Source organism: Ensifer sp. Root142 (assembly GCF_001426785.1).
Classification (GTDB): domain Bacteria; phylum Pseudomonadota; class Alphaproteobacteria; order Rhizobiales; family Rhizobiaceae; genus Ensifer; species Ensifer canadensis.
Window position 1 is genome coordinate 698,910 of record NZ_LMFK01000034.1, and the last position, 17,822, is coordinate 716,731.

At 60.4% G+C, this 17,822-nt stretch carries 18 protein-coding genes and 1 pseudogene; 9 read left to right on the forward strand and 10 right to left on the reverse strand.

Annotated features, from left to right (window positions below; translation table 11 throughout):
* Positions 1 to 629: 629 nt before the first annotated feature.
* The 4 genes from ASD52_RS27980 to ASD52_RS27995 all read left to right on the forward strand — a co-directional run bounded on the left by ASD52_RS27980 (position 630) and on the right by ASD52_RS27995 (position 3,934).
* Positions 630 to 845: a DUF3072 domain-containing protein gene (locus tag ASD52_RS27980; protein WP_057226223.1), complete on the forward strand. Its 216-nt coding sequence runs from the start codon at positions 630 to 632 to the stop codon at positions 843 to 845.
* 1,689 nt (positions 846 to 2,534) lie between these two features.
* Positions 2,535 to 3,050: a hypothetical protein gene (locus ASD52_RS40815; protein WP_082571894.1), complete on the forward strand. Its 516-nt coding sequence runs from the start codon at positions 2,535 to 2,537 to the stop codon at positions 3,048 to 3,050.
* A gap of 63 nt (positions 3,051 to 3,113) precedes the next feature.
* Positions 3,114 to 3,479, forward strand: a complete 366-nt coding sequence (locus ASD52_RS37885; protein WP_082571895.1) for a hypothetical protein — start codon at positions 3,114 to 3,116, stop codon at positions 3,477 to 3,479.
* Between the two features lie 11 nt (positions 3,480 to 3,490).
* A complete protein-coding gene (locus tag ASD52_RS27995) occupies positions 3,491 to 3,934 on the forward strand; it encodes a hypothetical protein (protein WP_057226347.1) in 444 nt (147 codons plus the stop codon).
* 411 nt (positions 3,935 to 4,345) lie between these two features.
* Here the strand turns inward: ASD52_RS27995 and ASD52_RS28000 are convergent.
* Positions 4,346 to 4,532: pseudogene (locus ASD52_RS28000) on the reverse strand (type II toxin-antitoxin system VapC family toxin); the annotation flags it as partial.
* A gap of 394 nt (positions 4,533 to 4,926) precedes the next feature.
* Between ASD52_RS28000 and ASD52_RS39480 the strand changes: the two are divergent.
* The 3 genes from ASD52_RS39480 (at position 4,927) to ASD52_RS40825 (ending at position 6,031) form a co-directional block, all read left to right on the forward strand.
* The gene (locus ASD52_RS39480) at positions 4,927 to 5,505 is read left to right on the forward strand and encodes a hypothetical protein (protein WP_057226230.1); all 579 of its coding nucleotides are present in this window, start codon (positions 4,927 to 4,929) and stop codon (positions 5,503 to 5,505) included.
* 99 nt (positions 5,506 to 5,604) lie between these two features.
* A complete protein-coding gene (locus tag ASD52_RS40820; protein ID WP_162254184.1) occupies positions 5,605 to 5,769 on the forward strand; it encodes an ATP-binding protein in 165 nt (54 codons plus the stop codon).
* Positions 5,770 to 5,779: 10 nt separating this feature from the next.
* Positions 5,780 to 6,031 (forward strand): hypothetical protein, encoded by a 252-nt coding sequence (locus ASD52_RS40825; RefSeq protein WP_057226232.1) that lies wholly within the window; start codon positions 5,780 to 5,782, stop codon positions 6,029 to 6,031.
* Positions 6,032 to 6,067: 36 nt separating this feature from the next.
* Here ASD52_RS40825 and ASD52_RS28015 read toward each other — a convergent pair whose 3' ends face one another.
* The 9 genes from ASD52_RS28015 to ASD52_RS28055 all read right to left on the reverse strand — a co-directional run bounded on the left by ASD52_RS28015 (position 6,068) and on the right by ASD52_RS28055 (position 15,798).
* Positions 6,068 to 6,832: an SDR family oxidoreductase gene (locus ASD52_RS28015; protein ID WP_082571896.1), complete on the reverse strand. Its 765-nt coding sequence runs from the start codon at positions 6,830 to 6,832 to the stop codon at positions 6,068 to 6,070.
* Between the two features lie 10 nt (positions 6,833 to 6,842).
* The gene (locus tag ASD52_RS28020; RefSeq protein ID WP_057226236.1) at positions 6,843 to 8,549 is read right to left on the reverse strand and encodes an SMP-30/gluconolactonase/LRE family protein; all 1,707 of its coding nucleotides are present in this window, start codon (positions 8,547 to 8,549) and stop codon (positions 6,843 to 6,845) included.
* Positions 8,528 to 9,508, reverse strand: a complete 981-nt coding sequence (locus ASD52_RS28025) for an NAD(P)-dependent oxidoreductase (protein ID WP_057226238.1) — start codon at positions 9,506 to 9,508, stop codon at positions 8,528 to 8,530. Before ASD52_RS28025 ends, ASD52_RS28020 begins: the two co-directional genes overlap by 22 nt.
* Complete coding sequence (locus ASD52_RS28030) at positions 9,505 to 10,593, reverse strand: ABC transporter ATP-binding protein (protein ID WP_057226240.1); 1,089 nt, start codon at positions 10,591 to 10,593, stop codon at positions 9,505 to 9,507. Before ASD52_RS28030 ends, ASD52_RS28025 begins: the two co-directional genes overlap by 4 nt.
* A 1-nt stretch (position 10,594) precedes the next feature.
* Positions 10,595 to 11,425 carry a carbohydrate ABC transporter permease gene (locus ASD52_RS28035; protein ID WP_057206679.1) on the reverse strand — a complete coding sequence of 277 codons (831 nt, stop codon included), beginning with the start codon at positions 11,423 to 11,425 and terminating at the stop codon, positions 10,595 to 10,597.
* 9 nt (positions 11,426 to 11,434) lie between these two features.
* Positions 11,435 to 12,340, reverse strand: coding sequence for a sugar ABC transporter permease (locus ASD52_RS28040; protein ID WP_025430908.1), 906 nt, complete (start codon positions 12,338 to 12,340; stop codon positions 11,435 to 11,437).
* Between the two features lie 79 nt (positions 12,341 to 12,419).
* Positions 12,420 to 13,685: a sugar ABC transporter substrate-binding protein gene (locus tag ASD52_RS28045; RefSeq protein ID WP_057226348.1), complete on the reverse strand. Its 1,266-nt coding sequence runs from the start codon at positions 13,683 to 13,685 to the stop codon at positions 12,420 to 12,422.
* A gap of 26 nt (positions 13,686 to 13,711) precedes the next feature.
* Positions 13,712 to 14,881, reverse strand: coding sequence for a mandelate racemase/muconate lactonizing enzyme family protein (locus ASD52_RS28050; RefSeq protein WP_057226242.1), 1,170 nt, complete (start codon positions 14,879 to 14,881; stop codon positions 13,712 to 13,714).
* On the reverse strand, positions 14,878 to 15,798 hold the full coding sequence (locus ASD52_RS28055; RefSeq protein WP_057226244.1) for a dihydrodipicolinate synthase family protein: 921 nt from the start codon (positions 15,796 to 15,798) through the stop codon (positions 14,878 to 14,880). The genes ASD52_RS28050 and ASD52_RS28055 overlap by 4 nt, the downstream gene beginning before the upstream one ends.
* An 86-nt stretch (positions 15,799 to 15,884) precedes the next feature.
* On the opposite strand from ASD52_RS28055, the gene ASD52_RS28060 reads away from it, so the two are divergent.
* Together ASD52_RS28060 and ASD52_RS28065 are read left to right on the forward strand one after the other, a co-directional pair.
* A complete protein-coding gene (locus ASD52_RS28060; RefSeq protein ID WP_057226246.1) occupies positions 15,885 to 16,814 on the forward strand; it encodes a 2-dehydro-3-deoxygalactonokinase in 930 nt (309 codons plus the stop codon).
* Positions 16,815 to 16,826: 12 nt separating this feature from the next.
* Positions 16,827 to 17,696: an aldose 1-epimerase family protein gene (locus ASD52_RS28065; RefSeq protein WP_057226248.1), complete on the forward strand. Its 870-nt coding sequence runs from the start codon at positions 16,827 to 16,829 to the stop codon at positions 17,694 to 17,696.
* Positions 17,697 to 17,822: the final 126 nt, after the last annotated feature.

Genomic DNA, 17,822 nt, shown 5'->3' on the forward strand with positions numbered 1-17,822 from the left:
CGTCGCGCTATAATCCTTCGCTCGGTCCGATATCAACCGCCTCTCAAAATGGGCGATCGCGCTGATTTGAAGGACCGTCCCTTTAACGCCCCTCCTCCCTGCCACCCAAAGCAGAGAGATGGAATCGGCCTTGGGGCTCCGATAGGCCCACGTGGAGGGATCGAGTTATAGGCGCGGTTGCTATCGCTCATGATTTCGGGCAAAAATGAGGTATAGAAAATTGCGTCGGATCGACTTTTACCTCGACAAGGCGCAATTCTATGATCTGTTTTTCCGCAAATCGAAGTGGCGAGCGGACGACAACTTCCGTCGAGAAACCGTCGCCTGTCCGACTTTCGATCTCCGACTGCCAGACCGGACGGCGGGCCGCCTAAATCGTTCACGCTTGCAGATCGTGAACCGTTTGGCTGAGAGAGGAGCCCAGGACCTGGTCGCCGCGTGCGGATCATCTAATGGTCGCCGGTATACTCTGAACGGGCTCTCATTCCGTTTCGGACGGTCCGCACTCCTCCGCTTACGGTGCGGCGCACACTTCCTAATGAAGGGCCGACAATACAGGCGACGATCGACAGATGGTTGGAACCGGCGCGCGCCTTGGAACGTTTAGAGAACGAATTCAGGAGGGTGTTATGACTGTCAATCCGAAAACCGATCCTTCTTCCAACACACAGAAAGACCCCGACGATTGGGTCAGCGGCGACGAGCCGATGACCGGTGCGCAGCGGTCCTATCTGAAGACCCTGTCGGAGCAGGCGCATCAGCCCGAGGCCTATGCTGAGGATCTGACGAAGGCGGAAGCATCCAAGAAGATCGACGAACTGAAGCAGGCGCTCGATCTGGAATGAACCGCCGCGTGCGGCGACCATGCATTGAAGCCGATAGCCGAGGACGCACAGTGACGTCACGAATCTCTGAAACTTTTTTCACGAGAGGCGATTTTGGCTGATTAAACAACCCGGTCACGCGGCGAAACAGCCAACGTCGAGAATACGGCCATGCAACACGAAGACACCAGACAACAGTATAGCAAGATGGTTCACGGCTGGAACCAGCGGTACGACCTGGAAGAGTTCATCCGCGCGCACCGGCTTTTGCCCCTTGTCGCACGAGAACTGTTGGAGAAATTCGGACCATACAAAATCGACCTCGATCGAAAGGTCGCCGAGCTCGGAGCAGCGGGAAAATCTAATCGTGGGCACTAGTCGGGGAACAAGCCAACCTCTCAAGAGTTCCTCTACGCGCGCCCAGACGCCAGGCGGTCTTCTCTCCATCTGACAGCAACTCGCTTCGCGAGCACGACGCGCCCACTGTGGGGCGGCTGCACCCGTCAAAAAAACGGCCCCTGGAATAGAGGCCATAATCGCATTGCCAAGTCCAACTTACTACGATGTCAGCTCAGGTGGAATACCCGTCTCTACCAGCCACAGCCTTACAGAAGACCATTACCTGAACATCACTGCCACTGCCCCGGCCGATCCAGCCATGAAAACGACCAGCATCTGGTTGTCTATCAGCCGTTCCCCGATGGGCCTTCGCCCCTTCCCACTGTTTGACGAGCGCAAGGCCCGCCGCGTTGATGCGCCGCGTCATGGGGTTATTCTCTTTTGCTTTCAGGGAGACATGCGGTAGTTGATAGGGCGGCAAGGCACGGTCAGGAGAGACCGTTATGGACCTTGATGATCGGTACCCGTCTGAAAATGAAGCTTCCAGCGTTGCGAGCGTTGATTGACGGGCAACAGAAGCGGGCTTGTCGTGCGTTATGCGAAGAATACGCCTCGCCGCCATGGCTGGAGATGAATTGCCCGCCGCGGTCCGTCATGACGCCGTCGATCTCGACGGTTTGGACACCGTCCGCGCTGAAATCGAAAGCGATGTCGATCGGCTGTTGCGAACGTACGCGGCAAAGAGGATCTATTCGTTGGCAGTCGCCGCTGTCCCTGCAGAGATCGAGGCGGCTCTAACCCCAGCCCTCTGATACCCGGGGCTGCGGTTCAGCGGCTGGCAGCCTCTGCAAACTCAAGCTCGCATCCGCCTAGTTGATGACCATATCCGGCGTCGCCTCAGGAGCATCTGCGCGCTGGCATGGTCGTAGCCGACCGTCCAGACGCCAAAAACGTCGCTCATCGAAAGCAACTAACAATCCTTGGCGGACCAGATTTGCGTGTCGCTAAAGGACCGCCAATTGCCTTTCACCCATACCGACCAATGACGTTTCAGATCGCCTTTCAGGGGTGCGGTCGCAAGCCCGGTTGAGTGAGGTCATTCGGTTCCTTGGCTACATCCAGCATTGCCCGCATCCATCCGAGCTTTTGGGCATCGGCCGGTTGGAAGCCCTCCGTTGGTGTGACGCGGCCCGGCCTTTATGGAACCGCAAAGCACCTTTCAGCGGCTCTCAGACGAAAGTCTCACACAGCTCCGACTTTTGGCGGAACGTCTTCTGGTCTGAAGTCCCAACGCGGAACATGTCGCACGCGGCGTTGTTGGTAGGCAGGTTGCAGCCAGGACAAAATCAACGTGTGAAAAGGAACTCTCGTATGCATTACTTCATCAAGACTGCTCTCGCAGCAGGCCTTCTTGCTGGCAGCACGCTCGCAGCATTCGCGCAATCTAGTTCAACCGTTGGGACCGGCGGTTCCAGTGCCGGTGGCGGCACCTCAAGCAGCACCGTAGGAACAGGCGGCAGCTCAGCTGGCGGCAATTGCGATCCGAAGACTAGCGATTGCCAATCCGGTTCTTCATCCACGCTGGGTACGGGCGGGTCTTCTGCCGGTGGCGGCACATCAAGCAGCTCCGTCGGCACGGGTGGCTCTTCGGCAGGCGGCGGGAGTTCAAGCAGCTCGGTTGGGACTGGCGGTTCCACTGCCGGATCAGGTGACGGATCCTCATCTTCGACGACCGGTACAGGCGCTTCTCAGTCGGGCGAAACTACCGGCAGCGTTCAGGGCGACGATAACAGCGCCCGCGATAGTGCACAGGACGATGAATCGAACAAGAATTGTCCGCCGGGCCTTGCTAAAAAGGACGGCTCGCAAGGCAAGAAATCTTGCTGACACTAGTTCGACTGGCTTCGGACCGTAGTTCCGGGGCCAGTTCTCTTCAAGAAGGGGAGTGTCATGACCTCCAACCCATTTGTAGCAGTTGCGGTATCTTTGGCGGCCGTAGTTTCGGCTCCCTTTTTTGCCGAAGCGAAAGAAATCAAACTGGATGATGGTTCGACCTGCACCATCATCGAACAGAAATCATCGGAAAAAGGCGGTGTTTCGTCCTCGGTTACCGCAGGATCGGGCAGCGTATCTTCGACCACGACGGTCGGCGGGAGTTCAAGCGGTGGATCTACGACGAGCAGCGCGGGATCATCGGTAACGACGGGATCTTCGCCCGGTGAAAGTTTTTCTACCACGAGCGTAACGCGCCCAGACGGCACGACAATCACGCGTCGTTCGGACGGAACCTGCGCGATCCTTAAGCCGGAAAAATGAGAGGAGCGATTATGCCTGGAACAACGCGATTTGCATTTTTCATTGCGGCGGCATTGGTCGCACCCTTGCCTGCTAGTGCTCAAGAATGCGATGCAGCCGGAACCGTGGGCACTGGCGGAAGTGCCGCGGTGGGGGGAACATCGGCCAGCACCACCGGGACGGCGGGCACATGCAGAACCGATGGCGGTACAACATCCTCGATCGGAACTGGCGGAAGTGCCGCCACGTCTCAAGGAAAAGCAAAGAGCCAGACCAAGGTCAACGAGAATTCGTCGCATGTGCAGGGACAATCAAAGGCCCAGGCAAACGATAAGGGCACCTTCAGCAGATCCCAGACAAAGACGAAGGTCACCGATGACGGACTGCAGAGCCGAACGAAGACCATGTCACATGTCCCGGGCCAGCAGCCCACCAAGAGCCAGACGAAGGTCCTGATCCCCGTGCCACAGCAATGATTGGCACTGGCAGCGTAGGAACTGGCGTCTTCGTCACGATGAAGACCCAAGTTCTCATCGGTACAGTGTGGACGAGCGGTCATTTCGGCGATGCCCGAAGCGCCGCTCGCAGTCTGGGATGCAACCACTATTGCGTAGCTTCCATCGTTTCATCTCCGATTGCGAGAGCAGATCTACTGTTGGCGAAGGTATGCTAAGAGGCTGTCGCTTTGACTTTATGAGGCGCTTCGTTCGTCAGGCTTTGCTGGCATGAAGCCGCCCCTAGCTTCAATCAGCTGACTGAATGCTTTCGGTTTTCCGGAGCCGATGTGCCATTCACACGTCGGGCATCTCCTATCCAGACGAACGCCCGGACAGGCTGTTTGCCAAAGCAGGCCTATTCGCGATCAGGAAAACGAATCCTCAAACTCTTATCGCGGTCGCGGCGTCGATATCGCGGATTGTCGCGATGCGGTCCATTCGACGCGATTTGGTCGGCTATCGGCAAGATGCGGTCGCCATAGTCGTGGCGCAGCTCGCACAACCATTCGGTGAGGTGCGCGACAGTTTTTGGATCCGATTTCTGTTTCAGGGGAATGCCGCGCATGATTTCGCCAAGCGAGAAACGCACTCAGATGATGCTGTAGCTTCGCGGGGATCAAGGCCTTCAGTTGGGTTGTTTACACACGCTATGGTTCGAAATCAGCTTCAAAATGTGCAGCTTTGGTCATGTCACCCGCAATTTTATTAGTAAATGTGAAAAAAACATTGGCTTGCCGAAGCGATTAATTGACGGCTCCGACGACCCTGAAAAAAACGTGCCACCGGAGGGGGTTATCTTCGTCCCAGGATATTTGTTCTGTTACGGCCTCAGCAAAACTCCGGCTCTCGATGCGGTGCACGCAACCTATGCTTAGTGGAGGTCACGGAAGGACATGCCTAGCCTCGTTGTTGAGGAGTGAGTTATTGCTCGGCGGCTGGGCAAATACTTGAATCAACATTGGGAGACCAGCATGAAAAAGTATCTTCAAACAGTTGCTATCTGCGCCATCGTTGCGGCGGGTTACACGGCGCCAGCATTCGCTGACGGCGGCAAAATCGGCGGAGCCGGCGAAATTGGCGGCAAAAGCGACGGTGCGAGCGGAACGGGCGCTGATAGCGGCAGCGGCGGTGGTGGAGACAGCGGCAGCGGCGGTGGTGGAGACAGCGGTAGCGGCGGCGGTGGAGACAACGGCAGCAGCGGCGGTGGAGACGGCGGCAGCGGCGGCAGTGAAAGCGGTGGCGGCAGCGAAAGCGGCGGCGGCAGCGAAAGCGGCGGTGGCAGTGAAAGCGGCGGTGGCAGTGAAAGCGGCGGCGGCAGCGAAAGCGGCGGCGGTACTGAAAGCGGCGGCGGCAGCGAAAGCGGCGGCGGCAGCGAAAGCGGCGGCGGCACTGAAAGCGGCGGCGGCAGTGAAAGCGGCGGCGGCACTGAAAGCGGCGGCGGCAGCGAAAGCGGCGGCGGCACTGAAAGCGGCGGCGGCACTGAAAGCGGCGGCGGCACTGAAAGCGGCGGCGGCACTGAAAGCGGCGGCGTTGTGTCAACCGCGCGTTAAGCGGGACAGTCTGCTGGTAAACAGACCGGCAGAACTCTATCCTGGCAGCGAGGGGCCTTTGCCCCTCGCCTTTTTTTCACAAGCGCCGTCAGTCGGCGAATGCCGGCTCGGCTGGCAATCTCAATTCCCAAGCTGCTCATCATTGACGAGCTTGGCTATCTTCCGTTCAAACTCAATGCAACCCATCTGCTCTTCCAGCTCGTGTCCGGCGCTATGAAATGGGTGCCAATGCTCGTCACCTCCAACGGCAGTGTCGGAGAATAGGGAACGGTGTTTGGCGATCCCGGACAGCCATGTCATCACGATCCGTGGCGACAGCTATAGAAAAGCGCCGCAGTGGACTCCTGCAGAGGCCAGCAACGCCTGGCAGGGATTGATCGCTCGCTTCAAGCAAAAGAACCTCAGAATGATGCAACGGCTTGTCAGAACATGGCGCATGGAACTGGCTGCGGCTCGATGGCGGCTGGATAAGGAGCCTGCCCCCTATCGCTTGCTTTGGTCGCTCGGCTTCGAACAGGCGGTCTAGGGCATCGACGTCACCCTAGCCGTAGGGCGCTTTAACTCAATATCCACCGGAAAGAATGAGTGTCTCGCCGGTTACAAAACTGCTCGCCTCAGACGCCAGAAATAGCGCCGCCCCAACCATTTCGTCAGGTCGTCCTGCCCGACCCATCCAGTTCAGCTTGCGGACGTAGTCCGCCCACGCTTCAGGATCCGAGTCACGTCTGTCCGCATTCCTGTCGGTATCGATCAAGCCCGGGGCCAGTGTGTTGAGAAGCACACCCCTGCCGGCGTAGTCTCGCGCCAGGCTCTGGACGAGATTGTGTTGAGCCGCCTTCGTGGCGGCGTAGATCGAGACGATCGCCTTTGGCCGCATCTGATTGATGCTACCGACGTTGATGACACGCCCCCAGCCGCGTTCCGCCATTGACGGAAGCACCGCTTGCAGCATGTCGACGGTTGACCGCAAATTTACATCGATCTGCAGATCAAGGTCCTCGGGTTTAACATCCTCAAAGGTGCCATTGATCTGTGCGGACGCGTTGATCACCAAAATGTCGAGGGGACCAGCCGCAGCCTCGGCACGCTCGATGAGCATGCGTCCAGCCCGTTTGCTAGAGAGATCACAGTAAACGGAGACGGCTTGCCCCCCGGCCTCCCGAATGGAACGCTCGACGTCGGCTGCTGCACCTTCCGTTTGTCCATGGACAACAACGCGGGCGCCATAGGCAGCAAACCCTTTTGCGATTGCCGCACCGATGCCGCGGCTGGAACCGGTGACGAGCGCCGTCCGCCCCTTCATCGAGAACATGTCCGGGTATGTCATCAAAGTCCTTTCATCCACCAAAGAGGTTTGCGGGTAAGCCACGCACTCCAGGCGTACATGCGAAAATGCCCCCCGATAGCGGTGCTTCGGTGAGCGTCGAAGCGGGCAGACGCGTGCGGGCGCTCGTTATGAAGAGGGTTGCTAGATCGTCGCCGCCGAAGGCGACACTCGTTGGACGCGGCACTGGCAGGTCCACGACACGATCGATCTTGCCGTCGGGATGGTAGCGCACCACGCGCCACCCGTCCCAAATCGCGCACCAGACGCCGCCCTCAGCGTCGACCGTCAGGCCATCGGGCCGGCCTTCGGATTCCGGGATACGGGCGAACACCCGGCGATTGCCGATGAGGCCTTCCCCAATGTCGAATTCATACGCGTAGATGATGCCCGGCACTGTATCGACGAAGTAGAAGATCCGGCCGTCGGAGCTCCATGCAAGCCCGTTTGCGACTGTCAATCCGGCTGCGGCCCGGTGAACCTCTCCGCTGCCAGAAATCCGGTATAGGTTCCCGGTCGGCCGGCTGACATCGAGGCGCATGGACCCGACCCAAAGCCGCCCGCGCGCGTCGGTCTTTGCGTCGTTCAGGCGGTTTTCCGGCATGCCGGGCTCGGGTTCGGCAAAGAGGGTGAAGGTGCCGCGGTCGAAATCTAGAAACTCCACTCCGTCCTGGGATGCAACGACGAGCCTTCCATCGATAGCAGGCAGCACGGCGCTGACAAGTTTGGAAACGTTGCAGGTCTCGTTCTTGCCGGTCACCGGGTCGAAGCGGTGGACGGCGGGGTGAAGAATATCGACCCAGTACAGCCGCTTTTCCCGCTCGATCCAGACGGGTGCCTCGCCCAGCTGAGCGCCCCACGGCAGCACGCAGTGCACAAAACTGGATGTCGACGTCCGCTCTCGCGGCCGCGGGCCCGAACTGATCGCGACAGTTCCGGCCGTTCCGGTGATGCGGCGGGCGGAGGCGATGAGCTCCCGGCCCACCGGGTGAATTCCGGAACTGTCGAGGCGCGAGGCCGGGGCGAGGACGACGAGCGCACCGATGGGTACGCCGTCCCGCCCAGCAATCGGCGCAGCAACGGAATTCACACCGACCAGATGCTCCTCGTAAGAGACGGCATATCCCCGTGCCCGCGTCAGCACCAGATCCGCCTCGAGCGACTGCGCATCGGTTATCGTTTTCGGGGTGAAGCGGTCGTAGGACAGCTGCGCCATCAGGCTGCGTGCAAACGTCGGCTCCTGGAACGCGAGTAGTGCTTTGCCCGCCGCCGAGCAATGGATCGCAACCCTACGCCCGACTTCGATCAGGACGCCAAGTCCGCCGCTCGACCGCTCCTCCAGATAGACGATGCGCGAGCCATCGAGACGGCATAGCGCGACGGTTTCTCCCAAATCGATGGACAGCCGTTGGAGCTCAGGCAGAGCGGCGCTCAACAGGTCGAACTTGTCCCAGACGCGATGGGATAATTCGAGAAAGCGGTTGCCCAGCAGATAGGCACCGCTTTCATCATCCTGGCGAACTAGGCGATAGACCATCAGGGTTTTGAGCATACGCGCCAAGGTCGGCTTCGGGACGCCGCTCTGCCTTTGCAGATCGGCAAACCGAAGCGGCTTCGTGGCTTCCGCGATGAGGTCGAGCAGGGCGAGGCCCTTGGCGAGCGCTGCAGCGCCCGCCGGTGCCCCGCGATCCTCCAGGCCTACGCTGGCATTTTCTTCCATGCTTCTACCGCCTCATCTAGCATCCGCATGATCGGCCATTGCGGCGCGAAGCCAAGCGTGTCGCATATATGCTGGTTGGAGGTGTGATACCACACACCGGGGCCGGGCAGGTCCACGGTGACGAGTGGCAAACCGGTCCTTTGCGCCATTACCGGTAGAACGTCAGCAAAGTCAACGGGATCGCTGGAGCCGAGATTGAACGTGCCGCCGGGCGCCTTTTCATGCGTCAACGCCAGTAGAACGCCCTGGGCCATGTCGCGCGTGTCCGTGATGTGCATGCGGAATGGGCGCCCGTTTTCGTTCCGAGACAGGATCAATGCGGGGCGGCCGGGGTCCGCTTCCCGCAGCACCTCGACCGCCGCCCTGTTGCCGAAACCTTCCTGCTGGCGGATCTTCGGCTGCAGGAAGAAGCGCGGGCCTGAAAAGAAACTCGTCGCATCCAGGAGTTCGGAGGCGTTCTGCGTGTGCGAGAAACGCAGGATCACGGTTTCCATGGACGAGACACGACCTTGAAACCGCACCAGTTCCTCGCCGAGCAGCTTGGTCAGCCCGTAGGGCGACAACGGGTTTGTGCCATGCGCCTCTGTTATCGGCTGGAACTCCGGCCTGTTTTCCGGATAAACCTCGCCGGAACTCGCGAAAACGAACCGGCCGACCTTTTCAGCCACTGCTGCTTCCAGCACGACCCGCGTGCCCTCCACATTGGCGCGGAACAGCTTCTCCCGGTCATCCGGCAACCACGACATGAAGGCGCCGAGGTGCAATACGGCGTCCATGTCCGAGCAAGCGCGGCGCGCCGCTTCTTCGTCGTCGAAGGCTCCGACAACTTCGTCAAAGCCGTCTTGCTCGATGCCGGCGGGTCGCAGATCGAACCCCCTGACGCGATGGCCGGCGGCCAGCAAATCCCGTATGACGAACGATCCGACTCTGCCCGCCGAGCCCGTTACAAGCACTTTCATCTGTCGATTGCCTTTTCAGTTTGTGCGTCAAAGAGATGGATCTGAGAGGGGTCGAAAGACAGCGAGAGCTCTTCGCCCTCCCGGATCGTGCCGGAATAGGGAACGCGGGCGATCAACCCCTTGCCGCGCTCGTCCTCACGGCCCTGGTGGAAGGCGTACTGGCCTGGTTCGAAGTAGACGTATTTTTCGGATCCCAGGCTTTCGACGAGCACCGGCTTCACCTGGAAGGTGACGCCGCCCTGCCCCAGCGAGAGGTGCTCGGGACGAATGCCGACAATCACCTCCCCGTCAGCGCCCCCCGGGCCAGCGGCGAAGGTCTGGCCGAACAGCTCGATGTGTCCGCCCGTGATGCGAGTTCGAAGGAAATTCATGCCCGGGGAGCCGATGAAACTGGCAACGAAGAGATTTATCGGCTTCTGAAACAGCGTATCCGGATCGGCGATCTGCTGGACGAGGCCGTCGCGCATGATGACCACCCGATCCGACATCGTCATCGCTTCGATCTGGTCATGAGTGACGTAGACGGTGGTGACCCCAATGCGCTTGTGGAGCGCGCTGATTTCGGCGCGGGTGTGAACACGCAGCTTGGCATCGAGGTTCGACAGCGGTTCATCCATCAGAAAGGCGCGGGGTTCGCGCACAATGGCGCGCCCGAGCGCCACACGCTGCCGCTGGCCGCCCGACAGGGCTTTCGGCCGGCGATCAAGCAGATGGTCGACCGCCAGAATTCGGGCTGCCGCCTGCACGCGCTTGTCGATCTCGGTCTTTGCCATGCCGCGCATCTTGAGGCCGAAGCCGATGTTCTGTCCGACGGTCAGATGCGGATAGAGCGCGTAGTTCTGGAAGACCATGGCGATATCGCGGTCGCCCGGTGCGAGATCGGTGACATCCCTGTCGCCGATCAGGATCTTGCCTCCGCTTGCAGCCTCGAGCCCCGCGAGAATCTTGAGCATAGTCGACTTGCCGCAGCCGGACGGGCCGACCAACACAACGAATTCGCCGTCCGTGATCTCGAGCGAGAATTCTTTCAATACGTTGAGCGCGCCGTAGCTCTTGTGCACGCCTTGAATGCTTATTCCAGCCATTTCACTTCTCCGCGCCGGCGGTGAGCCCACCGACTAAGTAACGTTCGAGGAATAGGTAGATGACGACGATGGGCAGGGCCACAAACACGGCGGCGGCCGAGATTTCGTTCCAATCCGTGACGTATTCGCCCTTCATCGTGGTGATGCCGAGATTGGCCGTCCAGTTGCCCTGAGCGTTGGTCAGGAACGTCCGCGCGTAGGCGTAATCCGCCCAGGAAAGAACGAAGGCATAGAGTGCCGTCGCCGCCAGGCCCGGTGTTGCCACGGGAAGCACGACCCGGAACAACGCACCGAGCGGCGAGCAGCCGTCGACCATGGCGGCCTGCTCAAGTTCGCGCGGAATGGTGTCGAAATAGCCTTTCAGCATCCATGTGGTGAAGGGGATGATGAGCGTCGAATGTGCCAGAACCAGCGACCAAAGGCTGCCGATCAGCCCCATCGACCGGAATATCCCGAACAGCGGTATCACAAGAAGCGTTGCAGGCAGCATCTTCGCCGTGAGGATGAACAAGCCGAGGGGCCGGCTGCCCTTCACGCTGAAGCGCGAAAGACTGTAGCCAGCAAAGACCGAGACGATCATCGATAGCGCTACGGAGCCGGCGGCCGCCAGCGTCGAGTTCATCAGCCACAAGAGGATCGGTCGCTCGGAGGCCACCTTGGCGAACGTGCTCCACTGCGGCTCGGCCGGCCAGAAAGACGGGGGCAACGACCGAATTTCGGAAAGCGTCGACAAGGCGGTGACGAAGAGCCAGTAGATCGGAAAAAGCAGAATCCCACAGACGGCGATTACACCGGCATAGAGAGCAAGGGATTGTAGCCCTGTGCGTTTCATGATGGCCCCCTAGTACATTGCTTGCGATTTGCGGCCGAGCATCAATAGGCTGACCACTACGCAAAGGATGAGCGTCACGATGCCGATGGCCGATGCGTAACCCATGTTGAAGAAGCCGAAGGCCTGGTCGTACGTCATGATCGACAGCGTCGTCGTGGACTTCAGGGGTCCGCCATCCGTGAGCACCTTGATGATGGAGAAATCGCGAAACACCCACAGCACGACCAGCACAAGCGTCACGCCCAGTACCGGCATGAGCACGGGGACGGTGATGTAGCGGAAGCGCTGGAAGGCGTTGGCTCCGTCGACCTTCGCGGCATTGTAGAAGTCGTCCGGTATAGACTGAAGACCGGCGAGCGTCATGATTGAGACGAACGGATAGCCCTTCCAGATCATCGTGACGGCGACGACCCAGAAGGCTGCTGTCGGATCAGAGAACCAGTTGATCATGCCGCTGGTCAGGCCGAGCTTGATGAGGAGCCAGTTCATCAGACCGAAGGAGGAATCGAAGATCCAGGAAAAGATGACGACCGCGATGACCTCGGGAACCGCCCAAGGCAAGGCGACGAAGAGCCTCGCAAGGCTGCGTCCCCTGAAGCGATTGTTGACCAGAAGGGCTGTTGCAAGCCCCACGGCAAAGCAGGCGACCGTCACCACGACAACGAGCTTGATCGTCACCCAGCAGGCTGTCCAGAACTCCGGCGATGTGAACAGCTTCTCGTAGTTCTGAAGAGTAAACGGCTTTCGCGGCGCGCTGAGCGTCGCCATCCCGACCTTCTGAAACGACAGATCCAGGGAGACGAACAGGGGATAGATGATAATCAGCGCGACCAGTGCGACGGCCGGCAGCAGTAGCAGATAGCCGAGATAATGCTGACGGCTGGGCCTTGCCAGGTCTAAGAAGCGTAGGCTCATGGCGTTGCTTTCAGGTTGGGAGCGCCAAGCGCCGTCGGGCGCCTGGACGTTCGTGTGTCTCTAGGGCGAGAGGCTCGCGCTAGTTGAGCGCTTCGGCCTTTTCCTGCATCGTCTTCGCAACGACAGCCGGATCGAGATCCTCGATGATCATCCGCTGCGCCTCTTCCTGGACCATCTTCGAAAACTCGTTGAACTGGACCTCGAGGCCCACAGGAATGCGATCGATCCGGTTCTTGGCAGCCGCCCGCTGCGATTCAAGCATGAGTTCGAAGTGTGGCAGCTTGGCTTTCGCCTCTGTCAGATCAGCATTCGGATCCGGCGGCGTCGAGGCGGCCATCGTCGCGAAACTCCCCTGGAATTTGTGCGACGTCGCTATGGCTATGAAGTCCCAGACCAGCTGCTTCTTCTCGTCCGGGATTTCGCTCGGCATCGCCAGGACGTTCGAGGAGCCGCCGAGAGGCGGATCGAAGGGCACACTGGCGAGCTTCAGTTTATCCTTCGCTGTCCCGTCCTGCATGATCTGATAGATCCAGGGGCCGTCGATCTTGAGGGCTATCTTGCCGTCCGCGAAGAGTTTGCGCACCTCGCCGGCGGAAAGGTCGCGCGGTGTCAGGTTTTCCGTCACGACCGTCTTCCAGCGCTTGAGGCCTTCGACCATCTCGGGCGTGTCGATCGTGACGTTGCCTTCGGCATCAGTGAAACGTGCGCCAGTATCGAAGAGGTAGCTCGCCATTTCCGCCAGGTACTGGCCGCTGCCGCCTCTCGTCTCGTGGCCGGTTCCGAACTGGTCGAGAATACCGTCGCCGTTGAGGTCCTTGGTGGTGGCGCGTGCAGCGGCGAGGAACTCTTCGTAGTTCTTCGGTACCGCCACGCCCGCTTCCTTTAGCATGTCTTCATTGTATCCGAAGATAACGCCGTAATAGAGCATCATGACGCAGACGGTCGTGCCCTGGAACTGGCAGGTGTTCTGCCCGCTCCAGCCGTTCAGATCGAGTCCGGCCTTCTCGATCCAGGGGCCGAGATCCTCCAGCCAGCCGTTGTTCGCGAAGGTCTGGAACTCGAACGAGGCGAGATGGACGATGTCCGGCGGCGTTCCGCCGGCAAACAGGGTTGTCATTGTATCGGCATAGGCATTTCGCTCCACCTTCGTCCATTCGATGGTGTCACCCGGATGCTTCGCCTCCCATTCCTTGATGACTGTGCCCCACCAGTCCCCGATGCCCCGTTCGTCTTTCTGCCAGGAGACAAACTTGAGCGTTTCAGCGCCGGCCGTCTGGGGCAGCGCAGATCCGGCCAGCAGGCCTGCGATGGTCGCCGCGGCGATCCGGTTCTTGATCCTCTTCATCATTCCTCCACTCCTCCGTTGTTCGTTCACTGCTTCTTCAGAAGCGACAAAGCCTCTCGTGAGAGCTCCACCCCGAGGCCGGCTCCCGTCGGCAGAACGTATTGTCCCGCCACGCAATCCATGTCCGTTTCGAGCAGCCGACGATTGGGCTCGAAGATCGAATGCTGAAATTCGTGACAATCCACCATTGCAAGCGCAGCACTCGCCTGAAGGCTTGCCGCCAGGAAGATGCCGGCGCCGATGGTCGCATGCGGAATAACCTTGATGTGATGGGCCTGGGCGTATTGTCCGATGCGCATGAACTCGGTCACACCCTTGTGCCCCATCTCGGGCTGGACAATTGCCATCCCCCGGACAGCGACTCTCGGCACCATGTCATGGACCGTTCGCCATTCCTCGCCGACAGCGATGGCGCTTGCGACGGCATTTGCCACGCGCGCCAGACCATCGATGTCCTCCGTGCGAACCGGCGCCTCAGCAAACCAGAGGCCATGAGGTTCCATTGCCCTGATCAGCGCGATCGCCTCGCTGGCCGTATGCGTCCAGTGCATGTCGCAGGCGATACGCGCTGATGGCCCCAGCCGCGCTCTCAATGTCTCAATTTCGCGGGCGACGCCGTCGTCGGCCACCGGTGCTGCAAACTTGAAGGACGAAAACCCCTTCTCGCGCCAATGAAGCGCCAGCTCGGCGCGCTTTTCGCGCGTGTCTTCCGGCAATCCGGACACATAGGCGTCGATGCGCTCGCGGCGCTGGCCGCCGAGCAGTTTGCAGAGCGGCAGTTGCGCCAGCTTGCCCGCCAGATCCCAAAGCGCGATGTCAACGGCCGCCAGCGCATCCAGGTAGAAGCCGCCGGTATAACCGCGCACCCGCATGAGGTCATAGAGGTCATCGTGAATTGCGGCAGCGTCGAAGACATCCCGGCCGATCGTGAAGTCTGCCAGGAGATCGTCGATAATCTCCATCGTCGCCTTCGGGGCGACGAGCCCGTAGGTTTCCCCCCAGCCGACTGCGCCATTCACGGTTTCGATGCGCACCAGGACGCTGCGATCGAAGACGGGATACACCGTCCTGTTGCCCTTGCGCACGAGATAGCCACGTGCGCTCGGCTCCTCTCCGCTGCGCGCCTTTCCAAGGTACGGGCGGTCGCGCGGAATGGTCAGCGTGAAGGTTTCGACAGACTTGACCCGATCGATCATGCGTTTTCTCCCTCGCCGGGACGTCCCAGCCCACATTCCGCATAGGATGCGTCGATATCTCGAAGGGCAAGTGCGTCGATTTCAGGGGTCGGCGCGCGCACGATGCGGTTGTCCACGACACCACGCAGCATCAGGATATGCTTGGTCAGCCGCATACGGTAGACGGCCTGCAGAACAAGAAGCGGCAGCGAACGGATATAGAGGGCACGGGCTTCGCTTTTCCGGCCGTCGCGGAAAGCGCGATCGAGCGACACATGCAGGTCCGCGATTTCCAGAGCCGGCATGGCCGCACAGGCACCTCGCTCGTATTCGTCGAGAATGTAGCGGGCACCGCCCCCGCCGATGACCCCGCGCAGGTGCTCCGGCGCCTCGGCGAGGATGGCCGTGATTGCCGGACCCGCCGGCAGCGTCTCTTCCTTCACGTAACGCACCGACGGAACCGAGCGGACGACATGAACGACGGCTTCCGGCGAGAGGTCGGATCCGCGTGGCGCCGGGGCATTCTGAAGGATGATCTCAGCGTTCGGCACCTGGGCTGCGACCGCGCCGAGAAATGCCGCGACGGCCTCGGCACCCGCGCCAATCGACTTCGGCGGCTGGATCATCAGCAAATCGATGCCGAGGGCCGCCGCCTGGTGCGCATGGGCGACGACCTCCGCAACGGTGCCCCCGCTTGCGCCGGCGACGACGGGGATCCGGCCGGCGACCTCAGCCACCACGGCTGCCAGGAGGGCTGCCCGCTCCTCTGCACTCAGCGCCTCGACCTCGCTTGCGAAGCCCGGAAAGACGACGCCGTCGACACCCCCTTCCAAGGCAAATCGTACAAGCCGACGCATCGCATCGAGATCGACGCCATCGTCGGCGAAGGGTGTGGGCAGTACCGGCAATATTCCACTCAGTCGCATCTTTTGGTCCATATTGTGAGACTTATAATTTGCATTGTGGACCTTATGCGGAAATGTTAAGCGGTGTCAATCGGCAATGAAGTAGGAAGGAGTTTGCTGTGAGCGATCGGACATACCGGCATACGGTCGTCCTCGATTGGGGCACGACGGGATTTTCCGCCGCGCTGCTCGACGAGAGCGGCGACGTTCGCGGGGTGAAGACGGGCGATTTGGGAATTCAATCGGTCCCGAATGGCGAGCATCAAAAGGTTCTGTCCGGTGAGCTGGCAGATTGGCGCGCGCGGTTCGGCGGACTGTCGATCATCGCGTCGGGAATGATCGGTAGTCGCAACGGATGGATCGAGATGCCCTATGTGCCGACACCGGCCAGCGCCGCGGACCTGGCTGCGGCCGCACGGACGATCGAACTGCCGCATGGCGACACACTCACCCTGCTGCCCGGCCTGACCGACCGCACGGCCCATCCCCATTCTGACGTCATGCGAGGCGAGGAGACGCAGCTGGTTGGTTTTGGACTGGAGCGCGACATCGTCGTCGTCCTGCCCGGCACACATACCAAATGGGCGGAGCTGCGCGGCGGCCAAATTCATCGGTTCCGCACCTTCGTCACGAGTGAGGTGTTCAACACGGTCGCCCACCATTCCTTTTTGATGAAAGCGGCAAAGGGAGAGGCGAGCGCGACCGGGCAGGCATTTCTTGATGGCGTGAAGCTCGCGATGGACGACAGCGGCAGGGCCGGCGGACTGCTGACCCGTCTGTTTTCATTGCGCACTGCCTGGCTTGCCGGGGAGCTGGAGCAGCAGGACATGCGCAGCCGCCTCTGGGGACTGGTCGTCGGCTGGGAATTCAGGGAAGCGCGCGAGCAGAACTGGTTTTCCCCCGGCGACCCGATCGCGGTCGTCGGTGATGACCATCTGGTCGATGTCTACGAGGTGGTTGTCGAAGCCTTCGGCGCCAGGCTCGTCTCTGCCGGCCGGGACATGGCCATCAAGGGCGCACAGGCAATCTTTCAACACGCGGCGTCTTGAGGAGTCGGATCAATGGATGACACCGTTACAATCACTTCTGGCGCCATGCGGGCGGAAATCGCGCTCCTCGGCGCGGAACTGCTGTCCTTACGTCTCGGCGGGCATGAGCTATTGTGGGAGGCAGACGCGGCCTCCTGGAGCGGCACGAGCCCGATCCTTTTCCCTGTCATCGGTCGCGTGAACGATGGGGTCGTTCGGATTGCCGGGAAGCCATATCCCATGCCGCCGCACGGTTTCGCCAGACAGGCAAAGTTTACAATCGAGAAACGGGCGTCTGACCAGGTCGTCCTCGTGAGGGCGGAGAATGACGAGAGCCTGCGATCCTATCCATTCCGCTTCGTTCTGAAGGTCACTTATTTCCTGGCGGCTGGAGGTCTTCAGATCACGTTCGACGTGATCAACACGGGAGAAGATGCACTACCATACGCAATCGGGTTCCACCCGGGTTTCCGGTGGCCCTTCGCGCAGGGTGACAAAGACGGCTACAGCCTGGCCCTGCCCACGAGGGAAAAGGTGTCTGGTTCTAGGCTGACCTCGGCCGGCTTGATGGACCCCGCTCGTTACGAGGTCCCCCTAGCAGACGGTCGCCTGGCGCTCACCGAAGAGCTTTTTTATGCTGGGGCCCTGTGCCTGCTCGATCTGGATTGCACATCGGCCTCCTATGTTTCGCCCGATGGATCATCCATCGAACTTTCCTGGCAAAACTTCTCGCATCTGGCTCTCTGGGCCAAGACCGATGCGCCGTTTCTCTGCATCCAACCCTGGACTGGCTATAGCGACCCGCTCGGATTCGACAAGGACATGTTCGAGAAACCAGCGATGCATTTGCTGGAGCCCGCGGCACAACGGCAGCACGGCATCAGCGTCCAATTTTCATCGTGATCAAGCGGTCCCGAAAGGGCCCACAACGTCTCAGCGAGCAGGCAGTGACATGGCTGACCGTGCCCTGAATTTCATCGGGGTCGAACATGACGAGTTCGGCGCGATGAATCGGCTGCTGTCGTGACG

Bases quoted from the DNA above. Each gene is read 5' to 3' on its own strand.
- ASD52_RS40820 (WP_162254184.1), top strand. From the start codon at position 5,605: ATGCCGGCTCGGCTGGCAATCTCAATTCCCAAGCTGCTCATCATTGAC.
- ASD52_RS39480 (WP_057226230.1), top strand. From the start codon at position 4,927: ATGAAAAAGTATCTTCAAACAGTTGCTATCTGCGCCATCGTTGCGGCG.
- ASD52_RS28040 (WP_025430908.1), bottom strand. From the start codon at position 12,340: ATGAGCCTACGCTTCTTAGACCTGGCAAGGCCCAGCCGTCAGCATTAT.
- ASD52_RS28045 (WP_057226348.1), bottom strand. From the start codon at position 13,685: ATGAAGAGGATCAAGAACCGGATCGCCGCGGCGACCATCGCAGGCCTG.
- ASD52_RS28065 (WP_057226248.1), top strand. From the start codon at position 16,827: ATGGATGACACCGTTACAATCACTTCTGGCGCCATGCGGGCGGAAATC.
- ASD52_RS40815 (WP_082571894.1), top strand. From the start codon at position 2,535: ATGCATTACTTCATCAAGACTGCTCTCGCAGCAGGCCTTCTTGCTGGC.
- ASD52_RS28015 (WP_082571896.1), bottom strand. From the start codon at position 6,832: ATGACATACCCGGACATGTTCTCGATGAAGGGGCGGACGGCGCTCGTC.
- ASD52_RS28030 (WP_057226240.1), bottom strand. From the start codon at position 10,593: ATGGCTGGAATAAGCATTCAAGGCGTGCACAAGAGCTACGGCGCGCTC.
- ASD52_RS27980 (WP_057226223.1), top strand. From the start codon at position 630: ATGACTGTCAATCCGAAAACCGATCCTTCTTCCAACACACAGAAAGAC.
- ASD52_RS28050 (WP_057226242.1), bottom strand. From the start codon at position 14,881: ATGATCGATCGGGTCAAGTCTGTCGAAACCTTCACGCTGACCATTCCG.
- ASD52_RS28035 (WP_057206679.1), bottom strand. From the start codon at position 11,425: ATGAAACGCACAGGGCTACAATCCCTTGCTCTCTATGCCGGTGTAATC.
- ASD52_RS28055 (WP_057226244.1), bottom strand. From the start codon at position 15,798: ATGGACCAAAAGATGCGACTGAGTGGAATATTGCCGGTACTGCCCACA.
- ASD52_RS27995 (WP_057226347.1), top strand. From the start codon at position 3,491: ATGCCTGGAACAACGCGATTTGCATTTTTCATTGCGGCGGCATTGGTC.
- ASD52_RS37885 (WP_082571895.1), top strand. From the start codon at position 3,114: ATGACCTCCAACCCATTTGTAGCAGTTGCGGTATCTTTGGCGGCCGTA.
- ASD52_RS28020 (WP_057226236.1), bottom strand. From the start codon at position 8,549: ATGGAAGAAAATGCCAGCGTAGGCCTGGAGGATCGCGGGGCACCGGCG.
- ASD52_RS28025 (WP_057226238.1), bottom strand. From the start codon at position 9,508: ATGAAAGTGCTTGTAACGGGCTCGGCGGGCAGAGTCGGATCGTTCGTC.